This window comes from Mycoplasma sp. 13536 (assembly GCF_055523495.1).
Genome location: NZ_JBVFVC010000001.1, coordinates 584,673 through 599,252 on the forward strand (window position 1 = coordinate 584,673; position 14,580 = coordinate 599,252).

General features: G+C 26.8%; 11 protein-coding genes and 1 other RNA gene. 7 read left to right on the plus strand and 5 right to left on the minus strand.

Annotated elements, in window-relative coordinates; genetic code table 4:
• Nucleotides 1-69 precede the first annotated feature (69 nt).
• Nucleotides 70-981 carry a hypothetical protein gene (locus AC0B4N_RS02380; protein ID WP_465102271.1) on the plus strand — a complete coding sequence of 304 codons (912 nt, stop codon included), beginning with the start codon at nt 70-72 and terminating at the stop codon, nt 979-981.
• Nucleotides 982-1,258: 277 nt separating this feature from the next.
• The gene (locus tag AC0B4N_RS02385) at nt 1,259-2,893 is read left to right on the plus strand and encodes an endonuclease (protein ID WP_465102272.1); all 1,635 of its coding nucleotides are present in this window, start codon (nt 1,259-1,261) and stop codon (nt 2,891-2,893) included.
• 37 nt (nt 2,894-2,930) lie between these two features.
• On the opposite strand, the gene AC0B4N_RS02390 is transcribed toward AC0B4N_RS02385, so the two are convergent.
• Nucleotides 2,931-4,229 carry a glucose-6-phosphate isomerase gene (locus AC0B4N_RS02390; RefSeq protein ID WP_465102273.1) on the minus strand — a complete coding sequence of 433 codons (1,299 nt, stop codon included), beginning with the start codon at nt 4,227-4,229 and terminating at the stop codon, nt 2,931-2,933.
• A 55-nt stretch (nt 4,230-4,284) separates the two neighbouring features.
• Entirely contained in the window at nt 4,285-4,854 is a 570-nt protein-coding gene (locus tag AC0B4N_RS02395; protein ID WP_465102274.1) for a thymidine kinase, read from the minus strand.
• Between the two features lie 185 nt (nt 4,855-5,039).
• Here AC0B4N_RS02395 and AC0B4N_RS02400 point away from each other — a divergent pair, with 185 nt between their 5' ends.
• Together AC0B4N_RS02400 and AC0B4N_RS02405 are read left to right on the plus strand one after the other, a co-directional pair.
• Nucleotides 5,040-5,702: a deoxynucleoside kinase gene (locus AC0B4N_RS02400; RefSeq protein WP_465102275.1), complete on the plus strand. Its 663-nt coding sequence runs from the start codon at nt 5,040-5,042 to the stop codon at nt 5,700-5,702.
• A gap of 2 nt (nt 5,703-5,704) precedes the next feature.
• A complete protein-coding gene (locus AC0B4N_RS02405) occupies nt 5,705-6,388 on the plus strand; it encodes a deoxynucleoside kinase (protein WP_465102276.1) in 684 nt (227 codons plus the stop codon).
• A 4-nt stretch (nt 6,389-6,392) separates the two neighbouring features.
• On the opposite strand, the gene AC0B4N_RS02410 is transcribed toward AC0B4N_RS02405, so the two are convergent.
• On the minus strand, nt 6,393-8,210 hold the full coding sequence (locus AC0B4N_RS02410; RefSeq protein WP_465102277.1) for a hypothetical protein: 1,818 nt from the start codon (nt 8,208-8,210) through the stop codon (nt 6,393-6,395).
• A 117-nt stretch (nt 8,211-8,327) separates the two neighbouring features.
• An RNA gene (gene rnpB, locus AC0B4N_RS02415) (RNase P RNA component class B) lies at nt 8,328-8,611 on the minus strand.
• A gap of 55 nt (nt 8,612-8,666) precedes the next feature.
• On the opposite strand from rnpB, the gene AC0B4N_RS02420 reads away from it, so the two are divergent.
• Nucleotides 8,667-9,953, plus strand: a complete 1,287-nt coding sequence (locus AC0B4N_RS02420) for a nicotinamide mononucleotide transporter family protein (RefSeq protein ID WP_465102278.1) — start codon at nt 8,667-8,669, stop codon at nt 9,951-9,953.
• A gap of 31 nt (nt 9,954-9,984) precedes the next feature.
• Here AC0B4N_RS02420 and AC0B4N_RS02425 read toward each other — a convergent pair whose 3' ends face one another.
• A complete protein-coding gene (locus AC0B4N_RS02425; RefSeq protein WP_465102279.1) occupies nt 9,985-11,859 on the minus strand; it encodes a restriction endonuclease subunit S in 1,875 nt (624 codons plus the stop codon).
• 359 nt (nt 11,860-12,218) lie between these two features.
• On the opposite strand from AC0B4N_RS02425, the gene AC0B4N_RS02430 reads away from it, so the two are divergent.
• Nucleotides 12,219-13,133 (plus strand): hypothetical protein, encoded by a 915-nt coding sequence (locus AC0B4N_RS02430; protein ID WP_465102280.1) that lies wholly within the window; start codon nt 12,219-12,221, stop codon nt 13,131-13,133.
• Nucleotides 13,123-14,316 carry a hypothetical protein gene (locus AC0B4N_RS02435; RefSeq protein ID WP_465102281.1) on the plus strand — a complete coding sequence of 398 codons (1,194 nt, stop codon included), beginning with the start codon at nt 13,123-13,125 and terminating at the stop codon, nt 14,314-14,316. The genes AC0B4N_RS02430 and AC0B4N_RS02435 overlap by 11 nt, the downstream gene beginning before the upstream one ends.
• Nucleotides 14,317-14,580: the final 264 nt, after the last annotated feature.

Genomic DNA, 14,580 nt, shown 5'->3' on the forward strand with positions numbered 1-14,580 from the left:
TTGAACTTAAATTATTAATAAATTAAGGTATAATACTTCAAAATGTAACTCATGTAGTAAGGAATAAAAATGAATAAAAAAATATTATTGATTGGATCTTTGTTAACTCCTTTAATTACTTTTTCATGTGCACATGGTAGCAGTCATGAGCCCTCAAAACCAGATCCTTTTCCGCCACTAAAAAAACCTAACATATCTGATTTAGATAAAGGAATATGAGAAAGAGCAAGAGACAATAAGATATTATTAGAGGTAGACCCAACTAAAGAGGCAAATGCTTTTGAGCAAGCTTATGATATGTATAATGCCGTTTATTCTAAATATAAACAATTCACAAAAATAGACATTTTTGCGCCTAAAGATTGGATCAAATCAAACGGCAGCGAAATAAAAGAAGAACGAAAACAAAAACAATCTATTTATCCATTTAACTTAACATTTTTCCATAATAGTTTTGATTATTTACGAGATAAAAATGTCTTAGAATATCTACCAATTGCAAGTGCAGTTAAAATAACAAATAAAGATCAATTTGATAAATATATAATTAACAGATTTAAAGAACTAAACCCACACGAAGATTTTAATCAAGATTCACAAATTAAAAAATTATTTGAGGAACTTTATTTAGACAATCAAGATGTTTATCAAGTATTGGAAGAAAATAATATTTATATACACAATACCGGACGGCCAACACACTATCCTTATGACGAAATGATAATTCCTACTTATGATGAAAATCAAGTTACTATTAATATTGTCTATGATTTTTTATTAAGTGGTTCTAGCTATATGGTGGTCCCTACCTCTGCAGAAGTTAATACAAACCCGCCAACATATTGAATAGTTTACTTAATAAAAAAGAGTAATAATATAAAGTATCACCAAATTTTTAGAGAATATGGTGAAAAATACGAATCTTACAAACAAAGATTTGAGAAATGGTTCAAAGAAGAATTTGAAAAGAAATTTTCATAAGTATAATAAAAACATTTGGATTAATTATCCAAATGTTTTTAAATAATTAAAGTATAAATCTTTTTATTAACTCAATATTTGACAAGTTGTTGCTTTATATTTAGTATTACCATAAAATTTTGCTTTTAGATGATTTTAAATATTACAAAAGTAAAATTTTATTATATAAAATGATTCTAATTTAATTAATTTAATAATATTGCTAGACATAAAGTAAATTTTAAAAACTTATATATGCTTTATGATTATCTGATTTATATTATGTTAAAATATAAATATGACGAAAATTACAAAAAAAATAACCAAAGCACTCACTTTAGCTTCTTTAAGTATTGGTGTGATACCTTTTATTGCACTTAGTTGCTCTAAAGAACCTGAACAAAAACCAAAGCCAGCACCATTACCTAAGCCTCAACCAGACCCTAATCCCCCTTCTGTATCAAGCCCTGAGCCATCTAACCCGCAAAAAAATGATCCAGGTACTGGAAAAACTCCTGACCAAGAAAAACCGGTCAAAGGTTCAACTCAATCTCAAGAACCCAAAACTCCTAATACAACAACAAATGAGACATCTTTAAATATGTATGAACTTTGGGATCATGCTGACATCGGGGCAACATTTGATAAATTATTAGATGAATATAAAGCAAAGAAAAATGTTGATAAATTCTTAAAGGAAATGCAAAACTATGGTCCAAATTCAAATACTGAAAATAATTATTATCTTTCAGTTCGTGGGTCTGGCGGAAAACCTGAAACCGCTATTTTAAAATTAAAAGAGGGATTTGATCACACAAAACATAAAGGGACTGTTCCCGATAAAAAGGAAAGATGATTTGCAGCAGAATTTAATGAAACTACAAGAGAACTAAAAATAACTTATAAATATGATCAAAAAGAGTATACTGATACAATAGTTATTCCTGTTGCTAAAAATCCATCAACTACAGATAAGCAAGAAGATACACAGCAAGGGTCTAACTCAGTTAATAATAAAGACGCCAACACAACAGGATCTAAGAATTTAAATAAGGAACAATTATTATCTAAGCATAATGAAAACATAAATAAATATAATTTAATTTATGATAATTCTAATAATTACTATGCTTCATTAGATGGAAAAACTGGGCAAGATTTACTCAATGCTCTTATTAGTTTGCAAGCTTCTAATTTAACAAATTTAAATACTAAAAGTTATGACGGTTTAAAATCATTTTATGATCAATATAACGCTTTTAAAGACACTTACTTTGAAAATAATAATTCAATTCTAGACGTTTATTCAGAAAATCCAAATGGTAATGATCCTTATGAGTACTTGACATATAGAGATAACGCTAATGCAAGTGCAAGCAATGAGGGAGGAGGCTTAAACCGTGAACACTTAATTCCGCAATCATGGTTTAATAAAGTTACTCCAACAGTTCATGATGCACATTTTGTATGACCTTCTGATATTAAGGTTAATACATTAAGAGCTAATTATCCACACGGAAATGTAAGTACTACTAGAACCACCACACAAAATGGTTCAAAATTAGGAACTGATGCTAATTCTAAGACGGTTTTTGAACCTGTAGATGCATTTAAAGGAGATATTGCAAGAGCTTACTTTTACTTTATGATAACACACAAAGATAAATTAGTAGCAAACCAATCACACATCTTTACAAACTCATATTCATCTGATGCTCCATACATACAAAAAGATTATTTTAATTATTATTTAGAATGAGATATTACCGATTATGTGACGAAGTGAGATATTATCCGTAATAACGAAACATATAAATATCAACAAAACCGTAATCCATTTATTGATTATCCTGATTTAATTCTTAAGATAATTGGAGATGATAAAACACCATTTACTAATAGAGGAATATTAACAGATATTCAAGATAAATAATTTACATAAAATTAACGACAACTTTTAGAAGTTGTCGTTAATTATTTGTTTTATTTAAAGTACTTATAAAATTGTTGCGAAATACTTCAATAGCGGGTTGTTCAAAAGGATTAAGGCCTAATAAATAAGCATTCATAACTAAAGCATTATGAAAAAAAGTGAATAAAGCCCCTAAGGTTTGTTCATTGTATGAATCAAATTTTAATAAAAATGTGGGTGTATTATTTTTTGTATCGTAAATATCATATTTTAAGATATCATATGTTGGTTCTAACACGATTTTTTGTTCAAGATTATTTAAATAATTTAATAAATCATATTTTTTATGGCTCGTGTTGATTATTAACGAATTAAGTGGACTATTACATATTAACATAGTTTGAAAAAATATTTTATTTTTTGGGTTTTTGTCTTTTTGCGAATGTTCGTTATTATAATAATTAATGCTCGTCCAAGTTCCTTTACCTTCTTTACCTAATGAATTGGCTATTAGTTGCTGAATTCAAGAGGTAAATGATTTAAGTCTTGGTTCTGGATATATAATTTTTTCAATTAAATAATTTTGTTCTGTATTTAAAAAATGACGCGAAGCAGCATATAAATATGCCTGGTTTTGGATAAGTTTAGGATTATCTAATTCTTCTTGCATATGTGCTGCAGACCTAAGCATTAAAGCGACATCGACTCCTGCACACATTAATGGGAATATACCAACAGAAGTAAAGATAGAATAAAATGTTGGTGTTTTATCTGGTATTTTAAAAGTTGTATAATTATTTTTTACGGAATATTTAAATAACTGCCCTTGTTCATTTTCAGAAATTGTTACTACATAAGAAGAAGCATTAGATTCTTCTTTTTTTGTTAAGATATTATGAACTTCTTTAAAGTTAAATAATGTTTCAATGGTATTTCCTGAATGAGAGATTACAATAATGGCAAATTTTGTTTCATTTAGCAAAGCCAACTTATGAATTAATTCATCTGTTGATAAATCACTTGATAAGAACAATAACTTTATATCTGGTTCATTATATGTATAATCTTGAAACATAAACTCATAGGCTGCTTTAATTCCAAGAGTTGATTCATTTGCACCAATAACTATAACACTTTTAACACCATTTCTTTTTCATTCTTGAGCCTTACCGTGCATTTTTAAAAAAGTGTCTTTATCATAATTACTTGGGTAATTTAATCATTTTAAAGACTCTATTTTTGCGTTATTTTGTTTTTTTATTTCATAATGAATTTGTGAAATCTTATATTCAAGATATTCTAAATCTTTTAAGGGTCTTAAATGAGCATTTGCGACATCTAATTCAAGTTTTTCCATATTTCCTCACTATAATGTTTAATTTAATATATTATAATGAAATTCAAATAGATATTTATAAATTTTTAGCTTTTTCACCTAAAATGTGGCATTTACGGCAACGAGCTTCATATTCGCTATCACCTAGCATATTTAATTCTTGGTTATTTTCCTTGCGGAAACTAAAGGCTGCATCTGATTTACATACTATGCAAACAGCTTTAAGTTTTTTAACTTCGTCTGCAATTGCTAAAAGGCCAGGAGTTACACCAAATGGGCGGCGCAAAAAATCCATATCCAAACCACTTGCTGTTACTCTAACTCCATTTAAAACTAAATGGTCAATAACTTCAAAAATGCCTTCATCTAAGAAGTTAATTTCATCAATTGCAACACTTTTATATTTCGTATTTCAATGATCCAAGATTTCTTTAGATTTTTTAATTACGATAGCTGGGGTTTGTGCTCCAGTTCGGCTCACTACTTTTTGGGCATCAAAACGTGTGTCAAAAGACGGTTTAAAAACTAAGGTTTTAATTTCAGCTATTTCAAGGATTTTAATTCGTTTTAATAATTCTTCTGTTTTTCCTGAAAACATTGGTCCAGTAATTAATTCTAAAGTTCCTTCTGGTTTTTTTAATCTCATTATGTTTTCCTCCATATTTTTAAGTTAGGCATATATATTACCACCAAATTAAAAATAGAGCACAAAATAATGAAAAAACTTATAACGTCAATATGACTAAGTAGGAAATAACTTAATTTATTTGTTTTCGTATTTTTTTTGCTAAAATAAACACCTAATAAATACAGAATAGGCAGGTAATAATTATGTTAATTGGAATCAGCGGAATGATTAGTAGTGGCAAAAGCACTTTAACTACTAAATTGCATAAGCATTATAAATCTTCATTAATGCTTGAAGAATATGACCAAGATAATGTGGTATTTAATCAGTTTTTAGAATGGTTATACCAAAAACAACCAAATTTAACAATGTCATTTCAAACATATGTTGTTGAAAATCATACAACTAAATTAAATGACTTAATTGCTAAATTTAAAGAACTTGGTAAAAATTACAAAAACGATCATATATTTTTAGATCGTTTTAGCATTGAACATTACATTTTTGCAAATGTAAATTTAAGGCCAAAAGGAGAATTATATTTAAAAGGATACGACGCCTTATTTGAAAACTTAATTACAGATCAAGAAACTCCTCATTTAGCTATTTATTTAGATGTGAGTTATGAAACTTTTGAAAAGAGGCTTTTTGAACGTGGGCGAGCAGTTGAAATAGATAATTATCACTCTAATAAAAGTTACTTTGAAACTTTATATAACTTTTATAAAGAATCATTTGAAAACCAAGCTAAAAAATATAATTTAAATTATGTAATAATTGATACAAATAACTTAACTGAACAAGAAGTTTTTGAAAGAGCAATTCAAATAATTGATAATTTTGATCAAGGCAAGGTGGTTATTTAATTATGGTTATTGCAATTAGTGGCATGATTGGTTCAGGTAAAAGCACCTTAGCAACTAAATTAAGTAAACATTATCAAAACTCTCACTTAGTTGAAGAATTTGCTAATGATGATCCTGTTTTTAATTGTTTTTTAAAATGATTATATGAAAAAGAGCCCAATATTGATATTGCTTTTCAATCGTATATTATTGAGTCATTAACGGATACATTTTTAAAAGAGGAAGTAACATTTTTAGATAAATTTAAAGATCATAAAAATGGGTTTATGATTTTAGACCGTTTCAACATTGAACATTATATTTTTGCTGTTATCACTTTAGAGAAAAAAGATCCGAAATATCTTAAGGCTTTTGATGCAATGTTTAAATATATTGTAGATAGTAATTTAAACCCAGATCTAGCAATTTATTTAGATGCAAATTATGATACTATTAAGGATCGAATTTTAAGAAGAGGACGCAGCGTTGAAATAGATAATTATGATGCAAATGAAATATATTTTCAAAGACTTCACGAGTTATATAAACCATTATTTATTAAGTTATGTGAATTTTATAAAATCCCATATAAAATTGTAAATACGAATAATAAAAGTGATTGAACTGTTTTAGATGAGGTTACTCAAATAATTGATGAATGGGGAACTACAGAACTAAAACAAAAACCTAGTTGCTTAGGCAATTAGGTTTTTAATGTTTGATTTTTAAGTAATAATATGTATTAAGTAGTGAGTTAAGTTTTTCGCTAACCCCAGAAACACGTTTATGAGTTATAATTCCTTCTTGGTCTTTTACTTCGTAGATATTAATAGCTTTTTGGTCATAGGTATTATCATCATTAATGAAATAGTTCCTTTTGACTAGTTCATAATCAGCGATGTTACTTGGTGTATAGTTGACAAACCCAAAGTTTTCTAAATTTTGGTATTTTTCTAATAATAGTTTGTTAAAAGCTTCATTATCAAAATCAATATGTGAGAATAAATAGGCTATTTTATTGATAAATTCTTCATCTTTAAGAGTAGCAGAATCATCTAGAAATGATTCAAAGATCACCTTATAAATTTGGTTTTCCCTTAGCTTATTAGATACAAAATCATTGAATTTTGCCAAATCACTATCTTCAAGTTCCTTATCTAAAGTTTGGGCATAAAGTTCTACTAATTCGGTTTTAAAATTGTTAAATGCAGTTTCGCTATGATTGTTAGGTAAATCTAATGAGTTAAAACTTTGAATAAATTTATCTCTAAAAGCAACATTCAAATATTCATCATATAAGTTACGCATGACTGTTGTTGAATTGTTTGCAGTATAAGGAGCTTCGATATTAGCATAGATTGTTTCACGTAGTGTTTTATATAAAGTATTTTCTGTGCTTACTGATAAATTATTTGCAACAACTAATCCATCTACTAAAAGTATGTTTTCACGAAACTTATGCACTTGAACAGTTCCATCTGGAATTGGTATTTGATTACCTTGTTTATCAGTAGTTAATAATTCATTATCTTCTGAATAGTAAGCGTCTAATGCATCGCCATTATACATTAAAGCGGCATTTACATCTTTTCGTGTAACATCTAATAAGGTTCTCAAAACTTCGAGACCATCCCCATTAAATGAAAAGATATCACTTTCGATAGGCTTACCAGTTGAATGCTTAATTAAATTTAAAAAACTATTTACTAAATCTTGATAATTTTCACTAGTAGTTATTTGTCCATATTTTGACTTAAGTTCATTATTTTCAATATGATATGGTGATCCATAAAGCATGTTGACACGTACCGCATCAGTAATTAAAAGATTTTCATAACCATTTTTAGTTGTTGTATTTAAGATATTAAAAAGGGAATTATATGCTGTTTGCATTTCTAAATTCTTTAAATCACTATTTTTAATTAACTCAGAATAATTATCTTTTAATTTTTGTTCAAAATCTTCAATTGGTTTTTTAGTGTTTTTTAAAGGATTAATTGCAATTACACCATCTTGTTGATAATAAGGTACAAAATATTCTCAAAGGTGTTTTGGTTCAGCATATGGGTTATTATTTGCATCATGAGTTAATTCAACATCATAGCTTTCTAAATGTTTAAAGACAGTAGGTGTATATATTTTTTGTAAGATATTTTTTAATTCTTGTTTTGATTTAATTGGTTCTTTAAGATCTAACAGTTTTTCAAAATTAATTTTTTGAATAAAACCACGTTTAATTAAATCAATAACTTGAAAATCACTTCCTATACCGGCAATTGCTTTGTTATTGTTTAATGCAATCGTAAATTCATCTACTTCGTTAAATTCTTTATAATCAAAATCTTTATTAATGCGATCTTCGTTTGGCTTACTAATGTATGATTTATAATTAAAAAATGCAGGCCTAAATGGATAATTAATTTTAAGTCCAACAAATAAAGCAATAATTATCCCGAAAATAATACTTAAGGTTATAATAAAAATTTTTTTTATATTTTTATATTGAAAAAAATTTTGTGTGTGTTCCATCATTCTCCATATTTAATATTTATCTTAAGTTACTCTAAAATTTTTACAATATTTTAATATATTTTTATATTTCTAAAAATAAAAAAGAAAATATTTTTTTTAAATATTTTCTTTGGTATCGATAAGCCGTGTTCTGTACATTATAAATGCGCTGATAATTTATCTAATATGCATTAAATGCATATTCTTCGAAATTGTTCATTTTCTATTCGAAGTTCCCCTACCAAATTTGGGTTTCTAGCTCATGGAGTTTACCCGTTTCACAATTCTCGTCTCTGTGGCACTAGTCGTTTGAACTTAAGCTTCTTAGGCTTAACATGAACACTACCAACATCGCAGCTGGTGCTAGCACGGACTTTCCTCTACTATTTTTGGTTAAATAGCAGCTATCAGCTGATACTTTAATAATAATACCATAAATAATTTGTTTTGTAAACAATGTTATATAATTAATTTATGAATAAAAATATTGTATTTTCGATTAAAAAACATTATCAAAAGATTTTTTCAATTATATTTATATTAATTTTGATAATTAATACTTTATATTCTTTTGATTATAAAACATGAATATGAACAGGGGAAATTTCAACTTGAAAAAAAATAATTGGTATCAGTGTTTCATTATCGGCTATTTTAGGAGTTTTATCAGTTATCTTTTTTGCTTTGCATAAAAATATTGCCTATTGATTAGGAATTTCAAATGCAATTTTATATGCATTGTTTGCTTTTTCATGAGGTTTAGCAATAGATGGTTTTATTAATTTTATAATTTATATTCCAATTATGTTGGCAACATGATATAAAACAACCCGTATTAAAAATCAAAATAAATTATTTGAATCATTTCGCTCCAATATATATTCAACATCATTTTTTATTATTTTAACAATTTGTTTTACAATAATTTTTTATTATTCAAATCCCGAAGTAAACAAACTAGTAGTTAAGTTGTTGGGTGAAGAAAAGGTCGAAAGATACGGTAGCAATTTTAATTATTTTATTGCAGGCAATATTTTAATATCATTAATTAATGCTTTATCAGTAGTTGCCTTAACAATGATGGTTATGGGCTTTAGAGATTCATGAATAATTTGAATTATTAAAAATATTTTCTCATTCATCTTTTTTGGTGGAATTGGATTTATTAACATTACAACTTTATTAATAAATATTATTTACATGATTCTTTCAATACATTTATTTTTCATTACAACTAATAAAAAAACAATTTCTGTAGCTTTTAGTGGTTGGTATGATATAAATGATTTTAAAGATTTTTTTGATAAGAATGGTTTTACATTATTCAAGCCTGAACTTGTTAATACAAACATAAACAATCTTAGAATATATCGCAACCTCCTTAACGAACTACTTAAAATTGTAAAAAAATCGCAATTTAATGATAGAATTATTTTTAATTATTACTTGCTTGATGCAATTTTATTGCTTGACAAAATTGAAATTAATAATTTCAGTGATAAATTAAAAGTAATATTTTTAAAAAACAAATACAAAATTTCGCTTGCTATGCAGCAAAAGTTAGATATTATGTTTGTTTCGTCTTCTTCAAAAAATTATTTAGCTTACAAAAATAAAAGGTTTTGAAATTGTTTTTGCAAAGAAGTTTTATATCTTGATGAAACAGATAATGGTAATATTATTATAAATAGACTTGGTGAATTATTGCAAGAGGAACAATTAACAAATTTTAAAAAAATATTTTCAAGAAATAAACAATAAAAATAGCGGCAATCTATAATACAGATTGACGCTATTTATCTTCTTTAAAATTCAATAATCTATCTCTATAATATTCATATTGTTTATGTCTAAGATTTATTTCAGCTGGTAAGCCTTTAGTTAAATCATTTGTTAAGTCAGAGAAATTATCTAGGATCCTTGCTATTTTGTTTTGGAGTTGAAGGGGAGGGAGAGGTATAAGAATTTCCAAAATATCAGGCATATGTGGATGCTTGATTCCTGCACCTCTGTAATATGATTCAATTAAATCTAATTTATTATTTAAAACATAATATAAATATCTTATGTTTAGTTCATTAATATCTTTAGGTAATGCAATTACATTACCCCCAGTAATGAATTTACCTTTGTAATATTGCACTATGGCATTCCCACCCGTTGGAAGGTAAACTACTTCTTGCTCATCAACATATTTGCTAACTTTTGATTCGTTAGCAAATATGTTGCTTTTATTAGTAGTTAGGATTTTAATTGTACCTTTATCATCTGCTAAATCTTTTAGTTCTTTCGCACTAAAATATTTTTTGTATTTATAAATATCTTGTTGTTTATGAGAAGCAACATCCTGAAACTTTTTGTTTCAAGTAGTTATTTCTCATAAAGGTTTATATTTAACCTCATACCCAAAACTAACGAGTTCAAAACCAAAGACATATTCAAAGAGTTTGGTTAATCCGGAATTATCTTCTCTCTCTCTCTCAATATCATTAATATTAAATGATAATAAGAGATCTCTATAATATTCATATTGTTTTTGTCTAAGATTTATTTCAGAAGGTAAGCCAATTTTGAGATCATGACAAATTTGTTCAAAGTTTTCTAATACATCAGCAAGGCGGTTTTGGACTGGAAGTGGTGGAAGGGGAATTTGAATACCAGCCATGACATTACTCATTAGTTTGGCATTACCCATTCCGATATTTACATGTTCTTTTGTACGAATGGATAATGAATAATACAAGTATTTTATATTATCATTTGTTTTAAGATCTAATAATCCACAAATATTAGTAATATTAAATTTACCAGTGCGATAAAATACTGTTCCAGCATGTGCTCCGTCAGTGGTCCAGGTAATATATTCTCCATCATATTGGTACGTATTAATTTTGCCAAGTTCACCGTTATTTTCCGTTTGTGATGAATATACTGGATATTCTCCTGGGTTATCTCTAATATAATCTTTAGAGATAACAATTCCTCTACTTAATTTAAATAATTGATCAATTCTTTTATACTCAACCTTAACTTTTGAATCATCAAAAGTTAATAATTTATCCCGGTAATACTCGTATTGTTGCTTACGATATTTAAGTTCTGTGGTAAGTTCTGTGGTAAGTTCTGTGAAATTATCAAGAATTTTAATAATTTCATCCTGGATCGCGCGGGGCGGGAGGGGTATTAAGATTTCCAAGATCTTTGTCATGTCAGGGTGTTTAATACCAGCACCCCGATAATAAGAACTTATTAAGTTAAGTTTATTAAGAAGAACATAGTATACATACTTAATATTTATTTTATCTGGATCATTTGATTTTCCAATTAAATTACCACCAGTTATGAATTTGCCATTGTAATATTGTACAATTGCATTTCCTCCTGTAGGTATGCAAATGATCTCTGCTTCGCTTATATACTGTTTTATATCATCTTCATTAGCATATAAATCACTTTGGTTAGTAGTTAATATTTTAATTGTTCCATCATTACTTGCTAAATCTTTTAGTTCATTAGCACTAAAATATTTTTTGTATTTATAAATATGTTTTTGTTTATATGATTCAACATCTTGAAACTTTTTGTTTCAAGATGTTATTTCTCATAATGGTTTATACCCAACACCGCCTGGACATAATTCTCTAATTAACTTTTCAATTTTATTCATAATGATTCCTTTAATATATAATAATTTAATTTTAGCAGAAAATAGCAACATTTATACTGTGACATTATTGTTTATAACTGCTGCATAGTTTTTTAATTTGTAAAACCAATATCACAAAAAAACTCAAATATCTCTAAAAAGCCCTACCAAGTTTTTTTTTTTTTTTTGATATAATTTTTATGCTATTAAATGAATAACAACAGAGAATTTTATTTTTATACATTTATATAGTAAATTTTGTATTAAAAACATAATTTACATTGAAAGGAATTTATGACAAAAACAAACACTAATATATCTCAAAAGTTAAAAGCTTGGGCTAATTATCTGTACTACAGTAGATTATATTGAGGTAATTAATGAAATTACTTAAATCTAAAAAAATTGGAAAAATTATTGTTAGTTTATCGGCAACTAGTATTCTTCCAGTTGTTGTATCTTGCTCAAATAACAGTTCTGATATTAATGCTTTTATAAAATCATACAATGATAATGAAGCAAAACATTCATCAGTTTTTGAAACAATTCTTAAAGTTCCAGGTCGTGGAGATGTTTTAAGTTCATATTTGAGTTTTACATCTACTTTTCTTACAAAAGAAAATAATATGGCATACTTTATAGCAAGTAGGCCAAATATAGATACTATTAATCAAAAAGAGCTAGAAATAACTCTAGTGAATACAAATCTGTTACCCACTTACTCTCCAACGTATTATTTTGGCGGCAAAGTAAAATTTAATGTTATACACTCTACAGATAATTATTTTATTTATTCATTGGATGAAAAACAATTATCAACAGATATTTTGAAAAAACCAATTGATGTACGTTGAACCTTATCGCAACCCTTATTAAAAGAACTGCAACCACAACATAACCTAATTGGTGGTTTTGATGCTATTGACGGAACAACACTGCAAAATGACAAGATTATTTCATATACACCAATTCATAGCAATTCACTTTTATATAGACAGCCCTTATTTAGTGTATTTAATATCTTAAAATCAATTGTTAGTCCTATTTCTGAGGTAAAATCAAAGAAAGCTAATGAGTTAGTGTATACAAATCCTGCTTTTATTAACAATCAATTTTTTGGTAGTCCACTATTTTATGACAAGAAAATAGTTGGTATATTAACTAAATATAAAAATAATGAAACTAATCAAAATCAAACCCATTCAGTAACATTCCATCTCTTTACACAAAATGAAATTTCAAATATCAAAAAAGCAATAAACGATGCAAAACTAAAAGGAGGCAATGGTGCTTAATAAGATAAAATTTAAGAATTATATTTTAACAGACACAAAGTACAAATTTGTTTTCTTACTAGCTGCTTTAACAATTATAAAGATTATTCTTGGAATTCTTATATTCACAAGCCTAAATCCTACAAGCCTACAACCAGATTATTTTGCTGGTGATAGAGTTCTAAGGTACCCAGAAGGATATATTGAGCTAGTAAACACAAATGAAAATTGGCTGCAAGCAGGTAATTTGCCTACTGATAACTCAACTTTATTATTCTTATTTGCTATAATTATAGGTATATCATCTTTAATTATAAGAATTACATTAGCTGTTAAATTAAGAAACGATGCAAGGTTTACTGTTTCGGGGTTTAGTTTAAGTCTTTACAGAACTCTACTTATTTGTTGGCCAACGTTAGGTATTATTAAATTAATATCTAAATCTTACTCATTAGGTACAGGATGAACTACTGAACAACTAATTAAAAAATGGAAAATACTCAATATTACTCGTGATACAATGGCTGTTTTACTTGGTATGGGTGTAGTTATATTGGGAATTTGAATAATAAAAACAACTTATGCACTTACCGGAGGAAATCCTGGTATTAGTGGTGCTTCGTTTGCGTTGTTTGTAATTATCTTAATTATTGCATTAGTTTTATTTATAGTATTTGTTGCACTACTTCCTGTAGTTTTAATTAGTGCTTATTCTGCTGAAGTTTATAATGAAATTAGAAATAAAACACAAAGTAATTGAACTGTGGCTGGTTTTGTATTTTTCATGCCATTTCCTTTCATAAAAGCATACTATAATATTGAAAAACTTAAAAAACAATTAAAAGATGAAGAACCAGAAATTGAAAATACTGAAATTACAAACAAGTTATTTTACAGTGATTCAGTTTTCAAAACTTCATGACATATTTTTTCTTTTGTTTCATTAATATTTGCCATTATTATAGCAATTTCAAAAATTTCAGGTTTAAAGCATTCAGTTTTAGACATGCTAATAATTTGATGAATCTTTGCATCATTTGGTTTCTATCTTGTATATACAGTTCCAAGATATATCTCAAGTTTTGTATTAATTAAAAAACAAAAAAATAGCATAAAAGCTTTATATATTTTAGATATTTTTATACCTATTGTATCTATATATAATATAATTAAATACCCGAAAGAGCATAAATTCTTAGTATAAAATAAACAACTTCCTTATTTTAATGGGGAAGTTGTTTTTAACTAATAGTCATTTTGAAAATCATCTAAAGATTTCTATATCAGATATATTTCATTAAATAAAAAATATAATAATATATTTTTTTGTAATTACTAATTTTTTGGTTATCAGACAACTTAAAATTTATTCCAATAAATAACCACAACCATATAATTGTTAAACAACAATGATAATTTATATTTGTCATGATATTGTTTAGTTAGTTATTTATTTTTAATGAATTAG